The organism is Plantactinospora sp. ZYX-F-223, from assembly GCF_039649625.1.
Classification (GTDB): domain Bacteria; phylum Actinomycetota; class Actinomycetes; order Mycobacteriales; family Micromonosporaceae; genus Plantactinospora.
Map to the genome: position 1 here is coordinate 63,959 of NZ_JBDJAV010000039.1, position 25,509 is coordinate 89,467.

Annotated in this window: 21 protein-coding genes; 9 read left to right on the top strand and 12 right to left on the bottom strand. The window is 71.7% G+C overall.

Annotated features, from left to right (window positions below; genetic code table 11):
• Positions 1-256 precede the first annotated feature (256 nt).
• Positions 257-2,467 (bottom strand): sigma-70 family RNA polymerase sigma factor, encoded by a 2,211-nt coding sequence (locus AAH979_RS31850; protein WP_346261838.1) that lies wholly within the window; start codon positions 2,465-2,467, stop codon positions 257-259.
• Between the two features lie 392 nt (positions 2,468-2,859).
• Here AAH979_RS31850 and AAH979_RS31855 point away from each other — a divergent pair, with 392 nt between their 5' ends.
• The 3 genes from AAH979_RS31855 to AAH979_RS31865 all read left to right on the top strand — a co-directional run bounded on the left by AAH979_RS31855 (position 2,860) and on the right by AAH979_RS31865 (position 6,563).
• A complete protein-coding gene (locus AAH979_RS31855; RefSeq protein ID WP_346261839.1) occupies positions 2,860-4,134 on the top strand; it encodes a pectate lyase in 1,275 nt (424 codons plus the stop codon).
• 73 nt (positions 4,135-4,207) lie between these two features.
• The gene (locus tag AAH979_RS31860) at positions 4,208-5,419 is read left to right on the top strand and encodes a right-handed parallel beta-helix repeat-containing protein (protein WP_346261840.1); all 1,212 of its coding nucleotides are present in this window, start codon (positions 4,208-4,210) and stop codon (positions 5,417-5,419) included.
• 181 nt (positions 5,420-5,600) lie between these two features.
• A complete protein-coding gene (locus AAH979_RS31865) occupies positions 5,601-6,563 on the top strand; it encodes a nitronate monooxygenase (RefSeq protein ID WP_346261841.1) in 963 nt (320 codons plus the stop codon).
• Between the two features lie 21 nt (positions 6,564-6,584).
• Here AAH979_RS31865 and AAH979_RS31870 read toward each other — a convergent pair whose 3' ends face one another.
• Positions 6,585-8,300: a dihydroxy-acid dehydratase gene (locus AAH979_RS31870; RefSeq protein ID WP_346261842.1), complete on the bottom strand. Its 1,716-nt coding sequence runs from the start codon at positions 8,298-8,300 to the stop codon at positions 6,585-6,587.
• A gap of 103 nt (positions 8,301-8,403) precedes the next feature.
• Between AAH979_RS31870 and AAH979_RS31875 the strand changes: the two genes are divergently transcribed.
• The 3 genes from AAH979_RS31875 (at position 8,404) to AAH979_RS31885 (ending at position 10,778) form a co-directional block, all read left to right on the top strand.
• Positions 8,404-9,588: a PIG-L family deacetylase gene (locus AAH979_RS31875; RefSeq protein ID WP_346261843.1), complete on the top strand. Its 1,185-nt coding sequence runs from the start codon at positions 8,404-8,406 to the stop codon at positions 9,586-9,588.
• Between the two features lie 301 nt (positions 9,589-9,889).
• Complete coding sequence (locus tag AAH979_RS31880) at positions 9,890-10,441, top strand: hypothetical protein (protein WP_346261844.1); 552 nt, start codon at positions 9,890-9,892, stop codon at positions 10,439-10,441.
• Positions 10,377-10,778, top strand: a complete 402-nt coding sequence (locus AAH979_RS31885) for a DUF6886 family protein (RefSeq protein WP_346261845.1) — start codon at positions 10,377-10,379, stop codon at positions 10,776-10,778. The genes AAH979_RS31880 and AAH979_RS31885 overlap by 65 nt, the downstream gene beginning before the upstream one ends.
• Before the next feature lie 18 nt (positions 10,779-10,796).
• Here the strand turns inward: AAH979_RS31885 and AAH979_RS31890 are convergent, their stop codons facing one another.
• The 10 genes from AAH979_RS31890 to AAH979_RS31935 form a co-directional block, all read right to left on the bottom strand.
• On the bottom strand, positions 10,797-11,468 hold the full coding sequence (locus tag AAH979_RS31890) for a FadR/GntR family transcriptional regulator (protein WP_346261846.1): 672 nt from the start codon (positions 11,466-11,468) through the stop codon (positions 10,797-10,799).
• 44 nt (positions 11,469-11,512) lie between these two features.
• Positions 11,513-12,364 (bottom strand): amidohydrolase family protein, encoded by an 852-nt coding sequence (locus tag AAH979_RS31895; protein WP_346261847.1) that lies wholly within the window; start codon positions 12,362-12,364, stop codon positions 11,513-11,515.
• A complete protein-coding gene (locus tag AAH979_RS31900) occupies positions 12,361-13,371 on the bottom strand; it encodes an aldo/keto reductase (protein ID WP_346261848.1) in 1,011 nt (336 codons plus the stop codon). The genes AAH979_RS31895 and AAH979_RS31900 overlap by 4 nt, the downstream gene beginning before the upstream one ends.
• Positions 13,368-13,718 carry an L-rhamnose mutarotase gene (locus AAH979_RS31905; protein ID WP_346261849.1) on the bottom strand — a complete coding sequence of 117 codons (351 nt, stop codon included), beginning with the start codon at positions 13,716-13,718 and terminating at the stop codon, positions 13,368-13,370. The genes AAH979_RS31900 and AAH979_RS31905 overlap by 4 nt, the downstream gene beginning before the upstream one ends.
• Before the next feature lie 82 nt (positions 13,719-13,800).
• Complete coding sequence (locus tag AAH979_RS31910) at positions 13,801-14,832, bottom strand: ABC transporter permease (protein ID WP_346261850.1); 1,032 nt, start codon at positions 14,830-14,832, stop codon at positions 13,801-13,803.
• Complete coding sequence (locus AAH979_RS31915; protein WP_346261851.1) at positions 14,829-16,361, bottom strand: sugar ABC transporter ATP-binding protein; 1,533 nt, start codon at positions 16,359-16,361, stop codon at positions 14,829-14,831. Before AAH979_RS31915 ends, AAH979_RS31910 begins: the two co-directional genes overlap by 4 nt.
• On the bottom strand, positions 16,361-17,410 hold the full coding sequence (locus tag AAH979_RS31920; protein WP_346261852.1) for a sugar ABC transporter substrate-binding protein: 1,050 nt from the start codon (positions 17,408-17,410) through the stop codon (positions 16,361-16,363). Before AAH979_RS31920 ends, AAH979_RS31915 begins: the two co-directional genes overlap by 1 nt.
• Before the next feature lie 250 nt (positions 17,411-17,660).
• Complete coding sequence (locus tag AAH979_RS31925; protein WP_346261853.1) at positions 17,661-18,461, bottom strand: SDR family oxidoreductase; 801 nt, start codon at positions 18,459-18,461, stop codon at positions 17,661-17,663.
• Complete coding sequence (locus AAH979_RS31930) at positions 18,458-19,777, bottom strand: L-fuconate dehydratase (protein WP_346261854.1); 1,320 nt, start codon at positions 19,775-19,777, stop codon at positions 18,458-18,460. The genes AAH979_RS31925 and AAH979_RS31930 overlap by 4 nt, the downstream gene beginning before the upstream one ends.
• The gene (locus AAH979_RS31935) at positions 19,774-20,619 is read right to left on the bottom strand and encodes a fumarylacetoacetate hydrolase family protein (protein WP_346261855.1); all 846 of its coding nucleotides are present in this window, start codon (positions 20,617-20,619) and stop codon (positions 19,774-19,776) included. Before AAH979_RS31935 ends, AAH979_RS31930 begins: the two co-directional genes overlap by 4 nt.
• 323 nt (positions 20,620-20,942) lie before the next feature.
• Between AAH979_RS31935 and AAH979_RS31940 the strand changes: the two genes are divergently transcribed.
• The 3 genes from AAH979_RS31940 to AAH979_RS31950 all read left to right on the top strand — a co-directional run bounded on the left by AAH979_RS31940 (position 20,943) and on the right by AAH979_RS31950 (position 25,495).
• Positions 20,943-24,347, top strand: a complete 3,405-nt coding sequence (locus AAH979_RS31940) for a glycoside hydrolase N-terminal domain-containing protein (RefSeq protein ID WP_346261856.1) — start codon at positions 20,943-20,945, stop codon at positions 24,345-24,347.
• Positions 24,348-24,538: 191 nt separating this feature from the next.
• On the top strand, positions 24,539-25,069 hold the full coding sequence (locus AAH979_RS31945) for a DinB family protein (protein WP_346261857.1): 531 nt from the start codon (positions 24,539-24,541) through the stop codon (positions 25,067-25,069).
• A 33-nt stretch (positions 25,070-25,102) separates the two neighbouring features.
• On the top strand, positions 25,103-25,495 hold the full coding sequence (locus AAH979_RS31950) for a hypothetical protein (protein WP_346261858.1): 393 nt from the start codon (positions 25,103-25,105) through the stop codon (positions 25,493-25,495).
• Positions 25,496-25,509 lie beyond the last annotated feature (14 nt).

A 25,509-nucleotide genomic window follows, 5' to 3' on the forward strand; every position in this document is an offset into this window, starting at 1 on the left:
GCAGCGAGAAGCTGCCGCCGACTGGTGCGGGCGTACCCGGGCGGGCCGCGCCGCACCGGCTACGGCGACGGGCCGGCCGCGACGGCCCAGAGCCGGTTCGGTGGCGTCGGGGTGCCGGATCTACAGTGGCGCCCTCCCGGCCAGGCCCGCAAAGACCGGGGCGTCACTGAACCTTTTTCAACCTGGACCGCGCGGCGCTCACGCACCGCGTCCGACCTTGCGGTCGGCCGGACCGCAAGGGGAGGTTGAAAAAGGTTCACTGTGCCGGTGGCCGCATCGTGGCGCCGAGGTCGGTGGCGCCGACGAGGAACTCCGTCGGCGGAAGTCGGCCGTCGGGCCGGCGCTGTCCCTGGGCGCTGGCCGGATCGGTGGACCGGAACCCCAGCCCCGCCGGGCCGCCACGGTCCCAACTGTTGCCGCTGGACCGGCCGTCGTCGCCGAGCGAGGCGGGCGAGGCGTTGCCGGCGGCCGCGTTGCGCTCCAGCACGGCCGCCGCCGCGGGAACCTCGAAGCCGGTACCGCCGTTGCGGAAGGACGTGTTCCGCTCCAGCCGTACCGCTCCGGGGTTGCCTCCGTCGGCGAAGCCGTGCCCGGCGTTGTCCCAGGCCGCGTTCTGCCGCAGCACGTGCGGGGCGGCCGGTGCCGGGTCGCCGCCGCCGAGCCGGAAGCCGTCGGCGTTGCTCTGCCACTCGGCCGCACCCCACCGGTTGACGCCGTTGCCGTACGACCAGTTGTGTTCGAGCCGCACCGAGCCGGCGAAGTGGCCGACGTCGAAGCCGGTGGCGGCGTTGTCGAACGCCCGGCAGCCGCGGACCAGGTTGCCCTCCCCCGACCCGAACTTCACGGCCAGCCCGACACCCGAGCGGCCCCGGTCGGCCGGGTCGTAGTTGCCGAAGAAGTCGCTGTCGAGCACCTGGTTGCCGACCGTGCCCGGCTCGCGCAGGGTCAGCCCGGAGCGCACGTTGTCGTGCATGGAGAGCCGCCGGAACACGTTGTGCCGGCAGGCCACACAGACGTACGCGTGGCTGCGGGAGTTCATCACCTCCAGGCCGAGGACGGTCCAGTAGCTGCCCCGGTGCGTGACCATCCACTTGTCCGCCGGTACTGCGCTGGCGTCGATGACCGGGCGCTCGTCGCGGTAGTTGCCGAGGGTGATCCGGCGGTCCGGGGTACCGCTGGCGTCGATCACCACGGGCTCGGTCGGCCGGTACGTCCCGCCGCGCAGTGCGATCGTCTGGCCGGGCCGGACCACCGCGACCGCCTTGTTCAGGGTGGCGTACGGCCGCTCCAGGCTGCCGTCGGCGCCGTCCGAGCCGTCCGGCGCGACGTACAGGTCGGCCCGGGTCAGGCCGGTGACCACGCCCGGACCGGCCGGCCGCGAGGGCTGCCGTACCGCCGGGTTCCCGGTCGGGGTGGCGACAGCAGTGGTTTCCCCGCTGGTCACCACGCTCGGATACGCCGCCGCACCACCGGCCCCGACCTCCGGCAGCCGCGTCTCGTAGACCGCGTACGAGAACCCGCCGCCGGCCAGCACGGCCGCGGCGGCCGCCGCCGCCGCGGTCTTGACCTGGAGGAACCGGTGCGCGGTGCCGACGACCGACTGCCACGCCGACTGCACGGCCGTGCCGACGGCCGGGACGAGCATCGCGGGCGCGATGGCGTCGAGTGCGATCCGGACCCCTTCGGCGACGGCGACCGGCAGCGGCAGGGCGGAGACGCCGAGGAGCAACCGCTCCGGCGGCACCAGTCCGTGCCGGTGCGGTGTGCAGCGCGGACACTCCCGGACGTGCCGGGTAAGCCGCTTGCGGCTGCGGGAGTCGGACGGGCCGGTTCCGGCACTGCCCAGGCCCGGCAGGTCGGGGCAGCGCGGCTCGGCCCGCAGTGCCCGGACGAGACTCCGCGCCGAGTCCAGCCGCGCCCGCATCCGTTGCAGGCGTACGGCGGCGTGCTGCGGGGTGATGGCCAGCGCCTGCGCCAGCTCACTCCGGGTCAGCTCGCCGGCCGCCTCCTGCCACCAGAGGGCGAGCAGGTGCCGGTCGTCGTCGGCCAGCCAACGGGTGGCCTCGACCAGTTCCCGGCGCTGGCCGGTGAGCACCAGCTCCGTGACGGTACGTTCGGCGAAGTCACCGCTCGGGTCGGCGAGTTCCGGCGGCGCCTCCTGGAGGCGGAGCCGGCTCGACCGGTGCTCCCGCAGATAGCGCTGGATCTGCCGGTGGGCGATCGTCACCGCCCAGGAGCGGAACCGGTCCGGCTCGCGCAGCCCCGGCAGGCCGCGCATCACCCGCACCATGCTCTCCTGCACCAGGTCGTCCACGTCGGCGTGCCCGTTCAGCGCGCGGCCGATGACGTTGTAGACCAGCGGGAGGTGGGTGGCGACGAGTTCGCCGAGCGCCTGCTTGTCGCCGGCCTGCGCGGCGCGGACCAGCGTGCCGGTGTCGCGGGGTGACTCGACCTTGCTCCGGGCCATCCGCACATCGCTCACTGTCGATCGACGCCATGCTGCGCCAGAGCGTGACACAGCGGCCGGCGGACGTCAACGAGACGGCGTTCGCCCAGTTCTTCCACTGGACGCAAATTCTCGGCAGGTTTCTGTTATCTGGACGGCCGTCGATGGCTCTACTACAGTGCCGCTGCAACAGCGGCGACCGGGCAGCCGTCCCGACCGGGCAGCCGTCCCGACCGGTCGGTCCCGGCACCGGCGACGGAGGGCGCGACCACCCGAGGCTCAGGTCCGGCGCCCCGGCTCCCGGCCGCACTACCAGCACTGGAGGTTGATCGATCGACAGGATTCCGGCCTCGACAGGAAAGCGCGTTCCTCGTACCCCCAACCACCACCCACGCTCCCGGAGGTCCTCCGATATGACACAGTCCATGGCGGCGGCCGGCGTCACCCGCCCCGCCAGACGCTGGCGGGCGGCAGTCCTGGCCGGCGCGACCACGCTCGCCGCGGTGGCGACGATCGGCGTCGTCGACGTCGGCACCGCCTCGGCCGCGACCGTCGACACCAACGCCACCTACGTGATCATCTCCCGGCACAGCGGCAAGGCCCTGGACGTCTACAACTGGGCCACCAACGACGGTGCGCCGATCGTCCAGTTCGCCCGCAACGACCTGGCCGTCCAGCAGTGGCGGTTCGTCGACGCCGGCAGCGGCTACTACCGGATCCGCTCGGTGCACAGCGGCAAGGTGCTGGAACTGCCCAACGCCGACGACGGCACCGGCCTGGTCCAGATGACCGACAACAACAACACCCGGCAGCACTTCCGGCTGGCCGACTCCGACGGCGGGCACGTCCGGTTCATCAACCGGCACAGCGGCAAGGCCCTGGACGTCTGGGAGTGGTCGACCGCCGACGGCGCCCCGATCGCCCAGTTCGCCGACCTGAACGGGGCGAACCAGCAGTGGCGGCTGGCCACCGTCGGCGGCGGTACGCCACCGACGAACCCGCCGCCGACCGGCGCCTGGCCCACCCCGACCGGGCAGGTCGGCGTCAACGGCACCATCTCGGTCTCCGGCACCCTCGACGGCGGGATGCGCCGGTACTGCTGCATCGGCGACGGCGGCCAGGAAGAGGACCAGGACCCGATGTTCAGCCTGGCCTCCGGCGCCACCCTGCAGAACGTCATCATCGGCGCCCCCGCCGGGGACGGCGTGCACTGCTCCGGGCCGTGCACCCTGCGCAACGTCTGGTGGGAGGACGTCGGCGAGGACGCCGCCACCTTCCGGGGCAGCGGATCGCCGAGCTTCCTGGTCGACGGCGGCGGTGCGCGCAGCGCCAGCGACAAGGTCTTCCAGCACAACGGGCCGGGCACGCTGACCATCCAGAACTTCCAGGCCAGCAACTTCGGCACCTTCTACCGCTCCTGCGGCAACTGCTCGACCCAGCACCAGCGCAACGTCGTGATCCGCAACGTCACGCTGACGCGGCCCGGCAACACCGTCGCCGGGATCAACGTGAACTACGGCGACACCGCCCGGTTCACCGGGATCACCATCGTCAACGACTCCGGCCGGTCCATGGTGATCTGCCGCAAGTACAACGGCAACGACGACGGTGACGAGCCCACCCAGGTCGGCACCGGCGCCGACGGTACCAACTGCATCTACTCCTCGTCCGACCTCACCTACCGGTAACACCCGGGCCGCACCAGGCGGGCCCGCGCGGCACGGCGGGCCCGCCACCCGGTCAACCACAGGGAGTTTCTCGATGTCTCGACGACTGCACCGAACGGCACTGACAGCGGCGCTGGCTGCCACCGTCGCCGCTGCCGCGGGCACCAGTCTCGGCCCCACCGTCCCCGCGCAGGCCGCGACGTCGACGCTGATCGTGGCGACGAACGGCAACGACGCCAACCCGGGCACGTTGAGCGCGCCACTGGCGACGCTGGGCCGGGCGGTCGACCTGGCCACCCCGGGCACCACGATCGCGCTGCGGGGCGGCACCTACCAGTTCAGCACCAACGTACGGATCATGAAGGACGGCACCTCGGCCAGCCCGTACACGATCAGCAACTACCACGGCGAACGGGTGGTGCTGGACGGCGAGAACCTGCCGCACACCCCGGCGCCGGTCGGCGGCAGCATCCCCAACCTGGAGCGCGGGGTGCTGCACATGGAGGCCGACTACTGGCGGATCCGCGGGCTGGAGATCACGCACGGGCCGTACGCGATCTTCTGCCGGGACTGCAACAACAACGTCTTCGACCGGCTCGTCACCCGGGACAACTACGAGTCCGGACTCCAGATCCAGGGCGCGGCCAGCAACAACCAGGTGCTCAACCTCGACGCGTACGGCAACCGCGATCCGCGCAAGAACGGCGAGAGCGCCGACGGGCTCGCCATCAAGGAAGGCTCGGGCAGCGGCAACGTCGTACGCGGCGCCCGGCTGTGGAACAACTCCGACGACGGCTTCGACGCCTGGCTGTTCACCTCGCCGATCCTGGTGGAGAACTCGGCCGCCTGGGGCAACGGCGTCAACCGGTGGAACCTGCCCGACTACGTCGGCGACGGCAACGGCTTCAAGATGGGCGGCGGTGACCCCGATCCGCCGGCCGACCACACCATCCGGAACAGCATCGCCTTCGACAACGCCGTCGGCGGCTTCATCGACAACGGCAACCCCGGCACCATCACCGTCGACCGGAACAGCGCCTGGCGCAACGGCGACGGCGGTTTCAAGTTCGCCAACTCCACCTCCCGGCTGACCGGGAACCTCGCCGTCGCCAACGGCGCCGGAGTCTCGCTCGGCTCCTCCACCGCCACCGGCAACTCCTGGAACATCAAGAGTTCGTGGAGCGCGGCCGACCTGGTCAGCACCAACCCGGCCACGCTGACCGGACCGCGCGACGCCAACGGCAACATCCGCAGCTCGGACTTCCTGCGCCCGCGCGCCTATCCCCAGCTCGGCGCCCGGCTGTAGGCACCCGGCTGCCAGCCCGGGCACCCGGCTCCAGGCAGCCCGGACAGGGCCACCGGCCCGGCGGAGTCCCTCGCCGGGCCGGTGGGGTCCCCGGCACCGCTGCGGCGACGTGATCGAGTACGTCGCACCGGCCCGGGTCGGGAACGAGACGATGTCGCCGCGCGGCAGCGATGATGTGACGATGACGTTGACGACGGAGTTCACGCGGTTGTTCGGGGTACGGCATCCGATCGCGCTGGCGCCGATGGGCGGGTCGGCCGGCGGCGCACTGGCGGCGGCCGTCTCTCGCGGCGGCGGCCTCGGGATGCTCGGCGCGGCTCACGGCGATCGGGAGTGGCTCGACCGCGAGGCGCCGATCGTCGCCGCAGGCACGGATCAGCCGTGGGGGGTCGGCTTCCTGACCTGGGCGATCGACGTCGGTGCGGTGGAACGCGCCCTGGAATACCAGCCCAGGGCGGTCATGTTCTCCTTCGGCGATCCAAGCCCCTTCGTGGAACCCGTCCGGCGGGCCGGAGCTGTCCTGATCATCCAGGTCACCGATCTGGAGGAGGCCCGGCAGGCCGTGGACCTGGGCGCCGACGTCATCGTGGCGCAGGGGACCGAGGCCGGCGGCCATGGAGCCCGGCGGGGACGCTCCACACTGCCGTTCGTACCCGTCGTGGTGGATCTCGCGGCGCCGGTGCCGGTGCTGGCGGCCGGCGGGATCGCCGACGGCCGCGGCCTCGCCGCGGCCCTGGCCCTGGGCGCCGCCGGAGCCCTGATCGGTACCCGTTTCCAGGCCAGTGCCGAGGCGCTGGTCCCACCCGAGATCACCAAGGCGATCATCGAAGGACGGGGCGAGGAGACCGAGCGCAGCAGCGTACTGGACATCCTCCGCGGCTCCCGATGGCCGTCGAAGTACCCGGCCCGCACCCTCGGCCACCCCCACCTGGACCGGTGGCGCGGCCGTGAGGCCGAACTCGCCGGCGACTCCCAGGCCGGGCAGGACTACCGGAACGACGTCGCCCTCGGCGCCATACCGCCGCTACCGGTCTGGGCCGGCGAGGCCGTCGACCTCATCACCGACCTGCCGTCCGCAGCCGACCTGGTCAGTAGCCTGGTCACCCAGGCCGAGGAGGCCCTGGCCAGCGCCGGACGGCGCTGACAGACGGCCCGGCCCGGTTCGTCAGTGCGACTCCCGGGCCACCCGGTCGCCGCTGCCGCCGACCAGGAACGCCAGGTCGGCGCCGGTGTCCGCCCCGAGCACCGTGTCGACGTAGAGCCGCTCCCAGCCCCGGGCCGGCTGGGCGAACGAGGTCGCCATCGCCTCGGCGAGCGGCCGGGCCGCCAGTTCGGCGGCCGGGATGTCCACGTCGAGCCGGCGCGTCTCGACATCGAGCACGATCGGGTCACCGGTGCGTACCCGGCCCAGCGGCCCACCGGCGGCGGCCTCCGGCGCGACGTGCAGCACCACCGTCCCGTACGCGGTGCCGCTCATCCGGCCGTCGCAGATCCGCACCATGTCCCGTACCCCCTGGCGCAGCAGCTTCTCCGGCAGCGGCAGGTTGGCCACCTCCGGCATCCCCGGATAGCCCTTCGGCCCGCAGCCGCGCAGCACCAGCACCGAGTCGGCGTCGACGTCGAGATCCGGGTCGTCGAGCCGGGCGTGCAGGTCCTCGACCGAGTCGAAGACCACCGCCCGGCCCCGGTGCCGCAGCAGGTGCGCAGAGGCGGCGGCGGGCTTGATGATGGCGCCGGCCGGGGCGAGGCTGCCGCGCAGCACCGCGATCCCCGCCTCCGGCATCAGCGGTGCGCTCCGGGTCCGGATCACCTCCGGATCACTGATCTCGTGCCCGGCGAGGTAGTCGCCGATCGGCCGGCCGGTCACCGTCGGCGCCGCCGGGTCGAGCAGGTCGGCGACCTGGTTCAGCACCGCCGGCAGGCCACCGGCCCGGTGGAAGTCCTCCATCAGGAAGCGTCCCGCCGGTTGCAGGTCGACCAGCAGCGGCACCCCGCTGCCGAGCCGGTCGACGTCGTCCAGGGTGATCGGCACCCCGACCCGGCCGGCGATGGCCAGCAGGTGCACGACCGCGTTCGTCGAGCCGCCCAGCGCGGCCAGTGCGACGATCGCGTTCCGGAAGGACGCCTCGGTCAACACCTGACTCGGCCGGCGCTGCCGCGCGACCATCTCCACGATCAGCTTGCCGGTGCCGTGCGACCGGGCCAGCAGCCGGCTGTCCGGGGCCGGCAGCCCGGCCGTACCGGGCAGGGTCATCCCGAGTACCTCGGCGAGCAGGCCCATCGTGGAGGCCGTACCCATCGTGTTGCAGTGCCCACGGCTGCGGATCATCGACGACTCGGAATCGAGGAAGCCCTCCGGGGAGAGCGTGCCGGCCCGCACCTCCTCCGACAGCCGCCACACGTCGGTGCCGCAGCCGAGCGGCACGCCCCGGAACGTACCGGTCAGCATCGGACCGCCGGGCACCACCACCGCCGGCAGGTCCACCGAGGCGGCACCCATCAGCAGCGCCGGGATGGTCTTGTCGCAGCCGCCGAGCAGCACCACCCCGTCGACCGGGTTGGCCCGGATCATCTCCTCGATCGCCATCGCGGCCATGTTGCGCCACAGCATCGCGGTGGGCCTGACCTGTGTCTCCCCTAGCGAGACCACCGGCAGGTTCAGCGGCACCCCGCCGGCCTCCCAGATCCCGTTCGCGACGCTCGCCGCGACCTCGTCCAGGTGCCGGTTGCAGGGGGTGAGGTCCGAGGCGGTGTTGGCGATCGCGATCTGCGGGCGTCCCTCGAACGCCGAGTCCGGCAGGCCGCGCCGCATCCACGCCCGGTGCAGGTAGGCGTTGCGGTCCGAGCCGGCGTACCACTGGTCGCTCCGAAGTGCAGGCATACTCTCCATTATCAAGAACAACTTCGGGTACCGGCTACGCCGGCTTTCTCGAATCGCGCCGCCACCGCGCCGTCGCGCCCCGTCCGGTGCGGGTGATCTGACCGTGCGTGCCTTCGTGGTGACCGGCCCGGGTGTGGCCGAGGTACGCGAGGTCGCGCCGCCGGTCGCCGGGCCGGGCGAGGTGGTGGTCGACGTCCGGCGGGCCGGCGTCGGCGGCACCGACGCCGAGTTCTTCTCCGGGCGGCCGAGCCTGCTCGACACCCGCGACCTGGTACTCAAGGACGTCACCGCGGTCGGCGTGCCCAGCGCTGCCCGGCCGATCGGGCCGGGCGGCGGGACGACGAACCACCGCCTCCGGAGGGCTCGCCGGCACCATCGCGCGGTACGCCTCCGGAGCGGTCGACCCGCGCCCGCTGGTGGCGGCGACGGTCGGGTTGGACGAGGTGGCGGGGTGCAGCCGGACTCGAAACGGCGTGGCACCGTGGCGCGGACGCTGCCTCGAAGCGGCGTCGAGCAAGATGGTCCCATGACTGCTGACACACCCGTCGTCCCCAACCCGCTCCAGCCCGTCGACGAGAGCTGGCAGCGCGCGCTCGCCATCGTCGCCCACCCCGACGACCTGGAGTTCGGCGCCGCCGCGGCCGTCGCACGCTGGACGCGGCAGGGCAAGGAGGTCAGCTACGCGCTGCTCACCAGCGGCGAGGCCGGCATCGACGGGATGGACCCGGCCGAGGCCGGGCCGATCCGTGAGGAGGAGCAGCGCGCCTCCGCGGCGATCGTCGGGGTGTCCCAGGTCGACTTCCTCGGGCTGCCCGACGGCGTACTGGAGTACGGCGTCGCGCTGCGTCGTGACCTGAGCCGGGTGATCCGGAGGTACCGGCCGGAGATCGTGATCACCAACAACTTCCGGGACAGTTGGGACGAGGCCGGCAACGCGCTGAACATGTCCGACCACATCGTCACCGGCCGGGCCGTACTCGACGCCGTGCGCGACGCGGCCAACCGCTGGGTGTTCCGCGAGCAACTCGACGAGGGGCTGGAGAAGTGGGGCGGGGTCCGGGAGGTATGGGCGGCCGGCTCACCGCTGTCGAAGCACGCGGCCGACATCACCGACACCTTCGACCTGGGCGTCCGGTCACTTGAGGCGCATGCCGCCTATCTGCGCGGTCTCGGCGCCGGAGACTTCGACCCCGAAGAGTTCCTGGAGGGCATCTCCCGGCAGACCGGCAACCGCCTGGGCGTCAGGTACGCGGCCGGCTTCGAGGTCTTCCGCCTCGGCCTCCACTAGGACTCGGCTGCTGCTGGCGCAGCGGGCTCTTCGGGACGGCGACGTCCGGGTCGGATCGCTGGCGTCGGAACTGGGCTACGCGTCGGAGAGTGCGTTCAGCACCGCGTTCAAGCGGGAGGTGGGCGAGGCTCCGCTGCGCTACCGACACCGGGTGCGCGGGGAATTGTCGGCGCGGACGACGTCGGTACAGGCATGACCCTCACCGCAGGCGGCAGCAGCGACGCCACTGATATCCGGGCCACGGAGTCCGGCGATTCGCCCGTTCTCGCCATCGGTGACCGACCGCACTAGGCTTGCCCGCATGTCACGCCCGACGTCCGATCCGCGCTCGGCAGGGAAGCTGGTGTGGGCCTCCGACGAGGTGATCGCTCGCATCGGACAACAGGTTCAGCCGCAGGTCAGTCTGCCGAGAACGATCAGGCTGGCAGCGACAACCGCCGTTGTCTTCAGCTGGTTTCCAGCCTTCGTCGTGTTCGCGGTCACGACCGCCACCGCACCATCGGTGACCAACGGCGCCAGCGTCGGCAGGACCGCCTTCTGGTCGCTACAGTTCGCCATCCTGATGGCGATCGCGGCGATAGTCGCGACCCTGCGGCGGCGCGCCGCCAAGCCCGAGGCGACCGGCACCGGCAGTTCGGCTCACGGGACTGCGCTGCGGGTGGCGATCCACGCACTGCTCACCGTCGCATGCGCGTGGTTGGTGCTGGCGTTGCAGGGGCTTTCAATCAGCCAGATCGCCACGCTGGCAGCCATGCTCGTTGTCGTGCTGCACCTGTTGCCCATGATCGTTGCCAGGCTACTGCAACGACTTCGCCGACGCCGTCAGGCCAGCTCGTCCACCCCGGTGCCGTGACCGCATCATCGGCGCCGGTTGCGGCACCCGGGTCCACGCGATCGAGTACGCCTGGCTCGACGCGATCCGCCGAACCCGGCTGTACGCGTACCGGCTGCCGGCGGAGTCGTTCCGGCCGTTCGGGGAGCCGGAACCGCACGCCTGCGTCGCGGTCGACCCCGTAGCGCCGCTCGGTCCCGCCGAACCCGTCGGTGACCTGCTCGCCTGCCACGCCGAGGCGGGGATCCAACTCCGGATACTCGACAACCTCTGGCCGTTCTGGGACGAGGTGGTCACCAGCACCGTCAGCTTCAGCGGCATCCGACTCCGCAACGCGAGACCCCGCCCAGCCCGGTAACGATGCCGAGGAAGGGCGTCAGAGCACCCGGCGCAGCCACTCCTCCACCCCGGCGATGTGCACCGTCGCCCACGCCCGGGCCAGCTCCGGCTGCCCCGACGCGACCGCGTCCAGGATCGCCGCATGCTGCTCCCGGGTCTTGCTGACCGCACCCTCCTGGGTGAGCCCGCGCCACACCCGGGCCCGGGTCGTCGGCCCGGAGAGGCTGTCCAGCAACGACGTCAACACGTTGTTGCCGGCACACGCCGCGATCTGCCGGTGAAACTCCAGGTCGTTCGCGACCAGTTCGTCGATGCTCGGATCCTCCCCGAGCCCGTCCAGCACACCTCGCAGCTTGCCCAACTGCTCCTCGGTCATCCGCTGCGCGGCCAGCGCCGTCGCGGCCGGCTCCAGGATCCGGCGTACCTCCAGGAATTCGAGCACGGTGTCGTCGCGGTGGAAGTCGACGACGAAGCTCAACGCGTCCAGCAGCAGCGCCGGGTCGAGACTGGTGACGTAGGTGCCGTCGCCCTGGCGTACGTCGAGGACCCGGATCAGCGAGAGCGCCTTGACCGCCTCCCGCAGCGAATTGCGGGACAGGCCGAGCCGCTCGGCCAGGTCGGGTTCCCGGGGCAGCCGGTCACCGGGGCGCAGTTCGCCGGCGACGATCATCTGTTTGATTTTGTCGATCGCCTCGTCTGTGACCGCCACGCGTTCCTCCAACTCCTACCCGTACCGCGAAGACTAGGCGCCGGCTAGGTGCCGAGCCGGTAGGTCCGCACCGCCGTTTCGCCGAAGACCGCCGACCGCTCGGCCGTCGACAGCGGCGGGAGTACCTCGGTCAGCGCCGCCAGCACCGCGCCGTAACCGGCGGCGAGTCGGCAGACCGGCCAGTCCGAGCCGAACATCAGCCGTTCCGGTCCGAACAGCCGGACCGCCTCGGCCACGAACGGCCGCAGATCCGCCGGGAGCCACCGCCCCCAGTCCGCCTCGGTCACCAGCCCCGAGAGCTTCGCCGTCGCGTTCGGCACGGCCGCCAGTTCGGCGACCGGACCGGACCAGGCGGCCAACCCAGCCGCGCCGTCCCGGATCGCCGGCTTGCCCAGGTGGTCCAGCACGAACCGCAGTTCCGGCACCTCCCGGGCGGCCCGGGCCACCGCCGGCAACTGGTCCGCCCGGCACACCACGTCGAAGGCCAGTCCGGCTTCCGCGATGATACGCAGCCCGCGCCGCACCTCCGGCCGGTCCAGGTAGCCCGGATCGGTCTCGGCCTGCACCTGTGGCCGGATTCCGACCAGCAGCTCGCCCCCGGGCAGCCGGCGGTAGCCGGTGATGGTCTCGGCCAGCTCCGGATCGGCCGGGTCGGCCCAGGCGACCACTCCGGCGATCGCCGGAGAGTCGGCGGCGTAGCCGAGCAGGATCTCCGCCTCGCCGGTGTCGCACCGGCCGCCCTCGACCAGTACCGTCCGGTCGATCCCGGCCGCCGCCAGCTCGGCGTCCAGGTCACCGGGGAGGAAGGAGCGGCGGATCGGGGCCAGCTCCGGCGCGTCCAGCCAGCGGTAGCCGTCCTCGATCCGCCACAGGTGGTGGTGCGCGTCGACGATCACGGCGTACCGACCGGTTGGGTGGGGACGGGCGCGTCCGGGCGGAGCAGTCCCACGGCGACCAGCTCCGCCCAGAACTCGCCGGACGGCGGCTCGGCCGCGTAGAGCGCGGCGTTCCGGCGTACCTGCTCGGGGTTGTGCGCGCCGAACACCACGGAGGCGACCGCCGGATGGGCGGCGGCGAAGGCGAGCGCCGCCGCAGGCAGCGTCGTGCGGTGCTCGGCGCAGAGCGCGGCAATCGCCCGGGCCCGCTCCAGGATCTCGGTCGGGGCGTCGGCGTAGTCGTACGGCAGCCCGGCGTGCGGCCGTTCGACCGCGAGCAGCCCGCTGTTGAAGACGCCGGCGGCCAGCACCGAGACGCCGCGCCGCTCGCACTCCGGCAGCAGGCTGTCCAGCGCCGGCTGTTCCAGCAGGGTGTACCGGCCGGCCACCATCACCGCGTCGACCTCGGTCTCGGCGACGAACCGGTGCAGCACCTGCCACTGCATCGAGCCGACCCCGATGGCGCCGACGACGCCCTGGGCCCGCAGTTCGTGCAGGGCCGGGTAGCCCTGCTCCAGCGCCTGTGTCTGGTGGTCCTCCGGGTCGTGGATCAGCACCAGGTCGATCCGGTCCAGGCCGAGCCGGACCAGGCTCGCCTCCAGTGACCGCCGCACCCCGTCGGCGCTGAAGTCCCAGAGCCGCCGGTGGTCGGCCGGTACGTCGAAACCCTCGTCGTCCCGCCGCCCCGCCCCGGACCGGTCCGGTACGAGCAGCCGCCCCACCTTGCTGCTCACGGTGTATTCCTCGCGCGGCAGCGTACGCAGCGCGTCGCCGAGCCGCCGCTCGGAGAGCCCGAGGCCGTAGTGCGGGGCGGTGTCGAAGTAGCGGATCCCGGAGTCCCAGGCCGCCGCCACCGTCGCCAGCGCCTCGGCCTCGCCGACCGCCGTGTAGAGGTTGCCGATCGGGGCGCAGCCGAGGCCCAGCGAGCTCACCACCACCTCGGAACGCCCCGCCCTGATCCCCGTCATGCCGTCTCCTCGTCGCGTACGGGCAACTCGTCGCGTAGCGGCAACTCCCAGACCAGCGCCAGGCCCGAGTCGGTGCCGGAGTAGTCGTCCTGCACCTCCAGCAGCTCCGCCATCCGGGCCTGCCACGGCACGTTCGCCGGATGGTCGCGCAGTTCGTGCCGCATCCGCTGGTAGTCGGAGACCTCCACCAGGTGGAACAGGTCGCGTCCGTCCCGCCAGATCCGCCAGCTCCGCACCCCGGCGGCGCGCAGCGCGCCGTCCAGCTCGGCGGGGATGACCTGGTGGACCCGGTCGTACTCAGCCTCCCGCCCCGGCTTGAGCCGGGTGTGCAGGGCGATCCGCTGCATGGCTGCGAAGCTCCTTCCGATGCCTGTCCGGTCGGGACCGGTCCGGTGTGCCGTCGGCGGGCGCGCCGGACCGGTCGGCCCGTTAGTCCTGCGCCTTGCCGGAGGTGAGCCGGGCCAGGATCAGCGCAATCAGGATGATGGCACCGTAGATGGCCTGGATCCACTGGGCGGATACCCCGGCGAGGGTCAGGATGTTGTTGATCAGTCCGAGGACGATGACGCCACAGAGCGCGCCGAAGAGCGTCCCCTTGCCGCCGTCGAGGCTGATCCCACCGATCACCGCGGCGGCGAAGACGGTGAAGATCATGCCGTCGCCCTGTGCCGCCGCGACCGAGCCGAGCCGGCCGGTCATCAGCAGCCCGGCCAGCGCCGCCAGCAGCCCGCCGATCATCAGGATGATCCAGACCACCCGGTCGGTACGGATCCCGGCGGCCCGGGCCGCGTCGGTGTTGCCGCCGATCGCGTAGACGGCCCGGCCGTGCCGGAAGAACCCGAGCGCGGCGATCCCGACGACGAAGAGCGTCCCGCTGATCCAGATCGACGCCGGTACGCCCAACCAGACCGCGTTGCCCAGATAGAGCACCGACGGCGGGATGTCGAAGAGGTTCTGCCCGCCGGTGATCCCGATCTGGAGACCGCGCAGCACGATCAGCATGCCCAGGGTCACGATGAAGGCGGAGAGTTTGAAGCGCAGGATCAGCAGCCCGTTGAACGCCCCGATCGCCATGCCGGCGAGCAGGCAGATCGGGATGGCCAGGCTGGCCGGCAGTTCGGTGCCGAGCCCGTTGCTGGCGGCCGGGATGACCAGCGCCAGGGCCAGCGCCGGGGCGAGCCCGATCGTCGACTCCAGCGACAGGTCGAACTTGCCGGCGATCAGGATGATCGCCTCGGCGAGTACCAGCAGGGCCAGCTCGGTCTGCTGTTGCAGCACGTTGGTGATGTTGGCGGCGGAGAGGAACACCGGGTCGATGACCGCGCCCACCACCACGAGCAGCAGGATCGCGGGGACCAGCGCGAGGTCCCGCAGCCGGGCCAGCGGCATCCGGCCGCCCAGCCCGGGCCGGCCTCCCCCGGCCGGGGCCGGCGGCTTGGCGATTGTCTGGGTGCCGGTCACGGCTCCTCCACTCCCTCTACTGCGGTCACCAGCTCGGCATCCGCCCAGCCCCGGGAGACCTCCCGGACCACCCGTCCGTGGAACATCACCAGCACCCGGTCGCAGGAGCGCAGGTCGTCCAACTCGTCGGAGACGATCAGCACTCCGGTCCCCCGGGCCGCCGCCTCGGCGACCGCTCGCAGCAGGGAATCCTTGGAGCGGACGTCCACCCCGGCGGTCGGGCTCACCATCACCAGCGCCTTCGGGTCGTTCGCCAGCGCGCGGGCGAGTACCACCTTCTGGGCGTTGCCGCCGGAGAGGCCGTTCACCGGCTGGTGCGGACCGTCGGTCTTGATGTCGTACGTTTCGATCATGCGCTGCGCCACGGCACGTTGCCGGGCGGGCGCGATGATCCCGACCGGCCCGAGCCGGCCGGTGATCGGCAGGGTGGCGTTCTCCGCCACCGACAGCAGCGGCACCAGCCCCTCCCGGTGCCGGTCCTGCGGCAGGTAGCCGAGTCCGGCGGCGAGCGCGGCGGGCACGCTGCCCGGCTTCGGGGTGTTGCCGGCCAGGCTGACCGTGCCGGTGTCGGCCCGGCGCAGCCCGGCGATCGTCTCGGCCAGCGCCACCTTGCCGCTGCTGCCCGAACCGATCAGCCCGACCAGCTCACCGGCCCGCACCGTCAGGTCGACGTTCTGGTAGAAGCCGGCCAGGCCGAGCCCGGCGACGTCGAGCACGACCGGCGCGCTCTCCGGCACGGCCGGCCGGTCGATCCCGGCCAGGGTCTCCCCCGCGTCGCCGGTCATCGCGGCGACCAGCGCCTCCCGGGAGAGCGTGTCGACCGGCTGGGTCAGGATGTGCCGGGCGTCGCGCAGCACCGTCACGGTCTGGCAGACCTCGTACACCTCCTGGAGGTGGTGCGAGATGAACAGGAAGGTCACCCCGGCGGCCTGCAACTCGCGCATCCGGTCGAAGAGCCGTTCGATCGCGGCGGCGTCGAGCTGCGCGGTCGGCTCGTCCAGGATGATGAACCTGGCACCGAACGACAGCGCGCGGGCGATCTCGACGAGCTGTCGCTGCTCGACGCCGAGACTGCCGGCCGGCGCGGCCGGATCGACCGCGACGCCGTACCCTTCGAGCAGGTCGGCGGCGCGGCGCCGCAATCCGCGCCAGTCGATCGGCCCGCGCCCGGCCTGCCGGTTCAGGAAGAGGTTCTCCGCGACCGTCAGGGTGGGGATGATGGTCGACTTCTGGTAGACGCAGGCGACCCGGTGCCGCCAGGCGTCGCGGTCGGCCAGTGCCGGCGCGGGCACCCCGTCGAAGTGCACCTGGCCGCTGTCCGGCCGCTGCAACCCGGTCAGGATCGAGACCAGGGTGGACTTGCCGGCGCCGTTGCGCCCGACCAGGGCATGTGTCTCGCCCGGCGCGATGCTGATGCCGGCGGAGTGCAGGGCGATCGTCGCGCCGTACCGTTTCGAGATGTCGCGGGCCTCCGCGGCCGGGGCGACGGCCCCGGCCACGGTGCCTGCGGTCTGCGTCTGACCGGTCATCACTTGCCGATCTGGTTTCCCCAGAGCGCCGGATCGTCGACGTTCTCCTTGGTGACCAGCGGGGCGGCGATCTGGTCCTCGAGGCCGTTGCCGACGTCGATGATGGTGCTGTTGTGGTCGGTCGGGCCGGGCTGGAAGGTCTTGCCCTCGGCCGCCGCCTTGGCGTAATAGAGCGCCCACTTGGCGTAGAGGTCGGCGGGCTGCGAGACGGTGGCGTCGATCTCGCCCTTGCGAATAGCCTCGAACTCCTGCGGGATGCCGTCGTTGGAGACGACGAAGATGTGCTTCGGGTCGGTCGGCGGCACCAGCAGGTTCTTGGACTTGAGCACCTGCAGGGTCGGCGCCAGGAAGACGCCGCCGGCCTGCATGTAGATGCCCTTGATGTCGGGGTGCTGGGCGAGCCGGGTCTGGAGTGCGGCGGCGGCCTTCGGCCCCTCCCACTCGGTCGGCTCCTCGAAGATGGTGATCCCGGGGAACTTGGTCTTCATGCACTCGGCGAACGCCTCGGAGCGGTCCCGGCCGTTGATCGAGGAGAGCGAACCCTGGAACTCGATCACCTTGCCCTGGCCGCCGAGCTTCTCGCCGAGGAACTCGCACGCCTTCTGGCCGTACGCCCGGTTGTCGGCCCGGACCACCATGAAGACCTTGCCCTTGTCGGGGCGGGTGTCGACGGAGACCACCGGGATCTTCTTCGACTCCAGAGTGGTCAGGGTGGAGGCGATCGCGCCGGTGTCCTGCGGCGCCATCACGATCGCCTTGGCGCCCTGGCTCACCATCGCCTGCACGTTCGCCACCAGCTTGGCGACGTCGTTCTGCGAGTTGGTCGGCGCCATCAGGTTGATGTCGTACTCGTCGGCGAACTGCGGGACGTACTTGGCGTACGAGTTCCAGAAGTCGGAGTCGGCGCGGGGCAGGTCGATGCCGATCTGCGGGCTGCTGCCGGTCTGGCCACCCGTCCCGCTCGACGACGACTCGCCGCAGGCGACGGTGCCGACGGCGAGAGTCGCGGCCATCGCGATCCCCGCCAGGGACTTGGCGGTATGTCTCACTGTGGTCCTCCATCCGGTGCGGATACGGTGGGCAATTCTTGGAGGCAATCCGGAAACACGCGGGTAATACATCGGATGTCTATCAGCCCACCCTTGCCCCCGCAAGACCCAGGACCGGCAATCTCCCGGCCTGTTACCGGGCAGGCGGAATCGTTACATCGGATGACCGTGCGACGGGCAGCCTGGAACGCGGGACCGGCGACCTGCCGGAGTCGACGGTCCGGATCGGAGGGCCTGGGGTGCGGGCCGGTCAGCTCGGCGGGGCGGGGCGCAGTCGCAGCCCGTGCATGCCGCCGTCCACCCCGAGCACCGTGCCGGTGGTCGCCCCGGACAGTGGACTGGCCAGGTAGGCGATCGCCGCCGCCACCTCGTCCGCGCCGACCAGCCGGCCGGTGGGCTGGCGGGCCTGGAGCGCGGCGCGTTCCGCCGCCGGGTCGTCGGCGGATTCCAGCAGCCGGCGTACCCAGGGGGTGTCCACGGTGCCGGGGTTGACGCAGTTGACCCGGATCCCCTCCCGGACGTGGTCGGCCGCCATCGCCAGGGTCAACGACTGCACCGCGCCCTTGCTGGCGCTGTAGAGCGCCCGGTTCGGCAGTCCGGCCCAGGCCGCGATCGAGCAGGTGTTGACGATCGCGGCATGCGCCGACCGGCGCAGGTACGGCAGCGCGGCCCGGGTCACCCGGACCATGCCGACCACGTTCACGTCGAGTACCCGGTGCCACTCGTCGTCCGGGTTGGACTCCACGGTGCCCTGCGCGCCGATCCCGGCGTTGTTGACGAGTACGTCGATGCCGCCGAGCGCACCGGCCGCGGCGGCGACCCCGACCCGCACCGAGGCGTCGTCGGAGACGTCGGCGGCGATTCCGAGCAGCGGCTCGGGGACGCCGCCCGGATTCAGGTCCAGGCAGCCGACCCGGGCGCCCCGGGCGGCCAGCAGGGTGGCGGTGGCCAGGCCGATCCCCGAGGCGCCGCCGGTCACCACCGCCGCCAGGCCGGCGAACTCGCCCCGGCCGGGGCTTCCTCCGGCGCCGGGCAGGTTCTCGGCGGTCACGGCACCGCCACCTCGGCCGGCGGGGCGGCCCAGACCGGGCCATCCGGATAGGCGTACTCGGTCAGCGTCTCCGGGCGCATGGTGGCGCTGAAGCCGGGTGCGGTCGGTGCCAGGTACCGGCCCTTGCGGATCACCACCGGGTCGACGAAGTGCTCGTGCAGGTGGTCGACGTACTCGATGACCCGGTCCTGCATCGAGCCGGAAACGGCGACGTAGTCGAACATCGACAGGTGCTGCACCAGCTCGCAGAGCCCCACCCCGCCCGCGTGCGGGCAGACCGGCACCCCGAACTTCGCCGCCAGCAGCAGGATCGCGATGTTCTCGTTGACCCCGGCCACCCGGCTCGCGTCGATCTGCAGGTAGGAAATCGCGCCGAGCTGGAGCAGTTGCTTGAAGACCACCCGGTTGGCGACGTGCTCTCCGGTGGCGATCCGGACCGGCGCCAGCTCCCGGGCGATGGTGGCGTGCCCGACGACGTCGTCCGGGCTGGTCGGTTCCTCGATCCAGTACGGGTTGAAGGGCGCCAGCTCGCGTACCCAGGAAATCGCCTGCGGCACGTCCCAGCGCTGGTTGGCGTCGACCGCGATCCGGATGTCCGGCCCGCAGGTCTGCCGGGCGATACCCATCCGCCGGATGTCGTCGTGAAGGTCGGCGCCGACCTTCAGCTTGATCTGGGTGAAGCCGTCCGCCAGCGCCTCCTTGCAGAGCCGGCGCAGCTTGTCGTCGTCGTAGCCGAGCCAGCCGGGCGAGGTGGTGTAGGCGGGGAAGCCGTCGCGGAGCAGGTGTTCCTCCCGCTCGGCCCGGCCGGGGCGGGCGTCCCGGAGGATCCGCAACGCCTCGTCCCGGGTCAGCGCGTCGCTGAGGTAGCGGAAGTCGACCAGGTCGACCAGTTCCTCGGGGCTCATCCTGGCCAGCAGCCGCCACAGCGGTAGCCCGGCCCGCTTGGCCCGCAGGTCCCAGAGCGCGTTGACCACGGCGGCGATCGCCATGTGCATGACGCCCTTCTCCGGGCCGAGCCAGCGAAGTTGCGAGTCGTGCACCAGCTCGCGCCAGAAGCCGCCGAGGTCGGCGAGGACCGCTTCGACCGAGCGTCCGATCAGGTACGGCCGCAGCGAGGCGATCGCCGCCGCCTGTACGTCGTTGCCCCGCCCGATGGTGAAGGCGAAGCCGTGCCCCTCGTGCCCGTCCCCGGCGTCGGTACGCAGCACCACGTACGCGGCCGAGTAGTCGGGGTCCGGGTTCATCGCGTCCGAGCCGTCGAGTTCGCGGGAGGTCGGGAAGCGGATGTCGGCGATTTCCAGTCCGGTGAAGATCATGCCTGCCCCACCGTCTGGCGCTGCCGCCCCAGTCCGTCGATCTCCAGTTCGACGACGTCACCGGCGACCAGGTACGGCTTCGGCTCGGGCTGGCCGAGCGCCACCCCGGCCGGGGTGCCGGTGTTGATGACGTCGCCCGGATAGAGCACCAGGAACTGGCTCAGGTAGCGCACGATCTCGGCCACCGGGAAGACCATGTTCCTGGTGTTGCCGTCCTGCTTGAGCGCGCCGTTGACCCAGAGCCGCAGCCCGAGATCCTGTGGGTCCGGCACCTCGTCGGCGGTGACCAGCCAGGGGCCGAGCGGGTTGAAGGTCTCGCAGTTCTTGCCCTTGTCCCACTGGCCGCCGCGTTCGAGCTGGAACTCCCGCTCCGAGACGTCGTGCGAGACGGCGTAGCCGGCGACGCAGCCGAGCGCCTCCTCCGGGCTGGACAGGTAGCGGGCGGTACGCCCGATCACCACCGCCAGCTCGACCTCCCAGTCGGTCTTGGTGCTGCCGCGTGGCACCAGCACCTCGTCGTCCGGGCCGACCACGGTGTCCGGAGCCTTCATGAAGACCACCGGCTCGGTCGGCAGCGGGGCACCGGTCTCGGCAGCGTGGTCCCGATAGTTCAGGCCGATGCAGATGATCTTTCCCGGCCGCAGCGGTGGTCCGACCCGCAGGCCCTCGGGAAGGGCCGGCAGCCGCTCGACGTCGAGCCCGGCCAGCCGCTCGATGCCGCCGCTGGCCAGGAACGATCCGTCCAGATCGTCGACCACTCCACGGAGGTCGCGCAACCGCCCGGCCTCGTCCAGCAGCGCCGGGGACTCCTGCCCCGATGCGCCCACCCGCAACAGCCTCACCCGTCGCCCCCAGACTTCCTCGTAACCGATCAGCAATACATCCGATGTCTATCAGGTGGGCTCGGCAGGACACAAGACCGAGACGGGATCGCGGCATACCACCGACCTCGTCAGGGTGCCGGAAGTGCTGATGAAACCCGGAACCAACCAGACTGTGCGCGGGCGACCAGGGAAGGCTACCCAAGATCCTCTCTTGTTTCCCCGAGGTGTCCTTTGTAGCCTCATCGCCAAACATCGGATGCGTGCCGGACGCGTGGTCGTGGCCGCGACGTCCGCCCCGCCAGAGTCCTCACCCGGCCCATCTGGACGATCCGGAGACAGGAATGGATGACCCTAACTGGCAGCCCCTGCCGCGCCGGTGGACGGCCGCCGCGCTGGTGGCCGCACTGACCGCGTTCGGGCCCGCATTCTCCACCACCACCCCCGCCTCCGCCGCCGCCCCCGACAGCAGGTCGGGCAGCGGGGCCTCCGCCGACGACGCGCTCACCCTCTGGTACGACGAACCGGCCGCCGACTGGGAGACCCAGGCGCTGCCGATCGGCAACGGCGCACTCGGCGGCATGATCTTCGGCCGGGTCGCCACCGAGACCGTGCAGTTCAACGAGAAGACGCTCTGGACCGGTGGCCCCGGCTCGGCCGGCGGCTACAACTTCGGCAACTGGACCTCGCCCCGCCCCGGGGCGATCGAGGAGGTGCAGCGCCTGATCAACGAGCGGGGCCGGCTCAGCCCGCAGGAGGTGGCGAACCGGCTCGGCCAGCCGAAGAGCGGCTTCGGGTCGTACAACACCTTCGGGGACCTGTCGCTGCGGCTCACCGAGGACCCGGGCACGGTCAGCGACTACCGCCGCGAGCTGAACATCGGCCGGGCGGTCGCCACGGTCTCCTACACCGACGACGGGGTGCGCTACACCCGGGAGTACTTCGCCAGCCAGCCGGACGGCGTACTGGTGGTGCGGCTCAGCGCCGACCAGCCCGGAAAGATCGGCTTCACCACCGGGGTGACCGCGCCGAACAACCGGTCGAAGAACGTCACCGCCAGCGGCGGCCGGATCACCTTCGCCGGCACCCTCGACGACAACAAGCTGAAGTACGAGTCGCAGATCCAGGTCACCGCCGACGGCGGCACGGTCACCGACGGCACCGACGGCACGGTCACGGTGGCCGGGGCCGACTCCGCCACGCTGGTGCTGGGCGCCGGCACCGACTACGCCGGCACGTACCCGACGTACCGGGGAGCCGACCCGCACGCCCGGGTCACCGCGACCGTCGACGCGGCGGCCGGGAAGTCCTACGCCGCGCTGCTCGCCGCGCACACCGCCGATTACCGCTCGCTCTTCGACCGGGTACGCCTGGACATCGGCCAGGAGATGCCGGCCATCCCCACCGACGAGCTGCTGCGGCAGTACCGGGGCGGGGCGTCGGCGGCGGACCGCGCGCTGGAGGCGCTCTTCTTCAGCTACGGCCGCTACCTGCTGATCGCCTCGTCCCGGCCCGGCTCGCTGCCGGCGAACCTCCAGGGTGTCTGGAACAACGTCACCAACCCGCCCTGGGACGCCGACTACCACGTCAACATCAACCTCCAGATGAACTACTGGCCGGCCGAGACCACCAACCTGTCGGAGACCACCGCACCGCTCTTCGACTACGTCGACGCGATGGTGCCGCCGGGCAAGGTGACCGCGCAGCAGGTCTACGGCAACCGGGGCTGGGTGGTGAACAACGAGACCAACACCTACGGCTTCACCGGCCTGCACAGCTACCCGCAGTCGTTCTGGTTCCCGGAGGCCGGTGCCTGGCTGGCCCAGCACTACTACGAGCACTACCGGTTCACCGGGGACACCCAGTTCCTGCGGCAGCGGGCGTACCCGTTGCTGAAGGAGCTGGCGCTCTTCTGGCTGGACGAGCTGGTCGTCGACCCGCGTGACGGCAAGCTGGTGGTCTCGCCGAGCTACTCGCCGGAGAACGGCGACTTCACCGCCGGTGCCTCGATGTCCCAGCAGATCGTCTGGGAACTCTTCACCAACACCATCGAGGCGGCCGGGATCGTCGGCGGTGACAACGCGTTCCGCCGCGAGCTGCGCGACGCGCTGGCCTTGCTCGACCCGGGCCTGCGGGTCGGCTCCTGGGGGCAGCTCCAGGAGTGGAAGGAAGACCTGGACAACCCGAACGACCAGCACCGGCACGTCTCGCACCTGTTCGCCCTGCATCCGGGCGCCCAGATCACCGCGCTGGACGACCCGGAGCTGGCCGCCGCCGCCAAGGTCTCGCTCACCGCACGCGGCGACGGCGGTACGGGCTGGAGCAAGGCGTGGAAAATCAACTTCTGGTCCCGGCTGCTGGACGGGGACCACGCGCACAAGATGCTGACCGAGCAGTTGCGGCAGAGCACTCTGGAGAACCTCTGGGACACCCACCCGCCGTTCCAGATCGACGGCAACTTCGGCGCGACGGCGGGGATCGCCGAGATGCTGTTGCAGAGCCAGACCGGTGACGTACACGTGTTGCCGGCACTGCCCAGCGCGTGGCAGAACGGATCGGTCAGCGGACTGCGGGCCCGGGGCGGGCTGACCGTCGACACGACGTGGTCGGCCGGAGCCGCCACCGAGATCGCGGTGACCGCCGACAAGGCCGGCGAGGTGACCCTGCGCAGCCCGCTCTTCGCCGGGCCGTACAAGCTGGTCGACGCCGGCACCGGCCAGAAGGTCGACGCGACGGCGAAGGGTGACAAGCTGACCTTCACCGCCCGCGCCGGCCACCGCTACGTCGCCACCGCCCAGGTCGGCTTCACGATCGAGGCTCCGGCGACGCTGGAGACCGACCAGGCGGGGACGGTTTCGGTGACCGTCTCGGCGATCGGTGCCGAGAAGGTGCCGCCGTCGGCGTTGAATCTGGTGCTGCCGGCGGGCTGGCAGGTCCGGCCCGGTCAGGTCCAGGTGCCCCGGCTCTGGCCCGGCGACGCGCAGACCTACCGGTTCACCGTCACGCCGAGCCGGGAGGCGGCACCGGGACCGAACCGGATCGAGGCGCGGCTGACCCACGACAGGTGGCGGGCGACGGCGAGCACGTCGATCGCGCTGCCGGTGCCGCCGCCGTGCGCCCGACCGGCTCCGGGCGTCCCGCTGGTGGCCTGGGACCCGGTCTCCGGCGACACGGTGCCCGACCACTCGCCGAACGGGCGGACCGCGACGGTGCAGACCGGCGGGGCGTACGTCGCGGCCGGGCCGACCGGCAGCGCACTGGTGCTGGACGGCAACCGGTTCCTGCGTACCGCGCCGACCACGCTCGGATATCTGGAGAAGGCGACATTCGCGGCCGAGGTCAAGGTGACCACCAGCGGCAGCTACCGGCGGCTCTTCGACTTCCAGCCCGGCGGCGACCCCGGCACCGACGGGATCCTGATCGACCTGACCCCGAGCAACCAGCTCCGGTTCATCGGCTCCGGCACCGGAGTCACCAGCAACGCCACCGTGCCCACCGGCCGGTACGTCGACCTGGTGGTCACGATGGACGACGACGGCACCATCGTCGTCTACCTCGACGGCCAGCAGGCCGGTACCGCCAAGGTGCCCGACGGCGGCATCGTCGGCTGTGCCACCCGGGAACTGCGGTTCGGTGCCGACCAGGACGGCGGCCAGCGGCTGACCGGCGAGGTCGACCGGATGGCGATCCTGCCCGAGGCACTACCGGCCGACCAGGTACGCACCTGGCAGGCCCGCGCCTTCGGCTGACCCGCACGACGTTCCACCCACCCCTCCGCCGCCCGGCGGGCCGACCGCCCCGGTCGCCCGCCGGGCGGCGCCACGTTTCCGGTCGATCGGGCGGCGGTGATTGGTGATAGCGGTCAGAATCTGGCCGCTATGGGCCGTAGCGTCAAGGTAGCCAACGCGGCGAGGCGACTTCCGATCGAAGGGTGATGACCATGGCGACGACGACCTCCGAGAAGATCGTGACCGGCGAGCGGGCCGATCTGCTGGAGTCGCTGGGCAACGCGCGGTTCTTCCTGCGCCTCACCGCGCGCGGGCTCAGCGACGAGCAGGCGGCCACCCGCAGCACGGCCAGTGAGCTCTGCGTGGGCGGGCTGATCAAGCACGTCACGGCGATGGAGCGCCAGTGGGCCCGGTTCATCGTCGAGGGGACCTCGGCGATGCCGGCCGGCGACGATCCCGCCGCGTACGAGGCGCACGCGGCCGGGTTCCGCATGGAACCCGGGGAGACCCTGGCCGGGTTGTTGGAGGAGTACGAGGACGTCGCACGGCGCACGGACGAGCTGGTGCGTACGCTGCCCGACCTCGACGCCGGTCACGAACTGCCGCCCGCGCCGTGGTTCCAGCCGGGTACACGGTGGAGCGCTCGGCGGGTACTCCAGCACATCGTCGCCGAGACGGCGCAGCACGCCGGGCACGCCGACATCATCCGAGAGACCATCGACGGGTCCAAGTCGATGGGCTAAGCGCAGCGAGGTGGCCGGGGGCGGATACTGATCGTGCTGGACAACGCCGCCAACGTCGCGCAGGTGCGTCCGTTGCTGCCCGGCACCGGTTCCTGCCTGGTGGTGGTGACCAGCCGGGACAGCCTGGCGGGGCTGGTCGCCGTGGACGGCGCGCACCGCCTCGATCTGGACCTGCTCGCGCCTGCCGAGGCGGTCAGTCTGCTGTGCCGGTTGATCGGCGCCCGGGTCGAGGCCGAGCCGGAGGCCGCCGCGACGTTGTTGTGTTATCTGCACCATTTATCCCTCGTTGGTCACAGTGTTCCTGCCTGTGACCAAGGAGTTTGGTGTGGACCTACGCAGTCTGCTCGTAGAGGGCCGGTGCAGCCTTCCCAACGTCGGCTCGCTCGCGGTGAGCGACCGAGTGCACCCGCCGGTTGTTGTCGTTGACGCTGCTGGCGTCG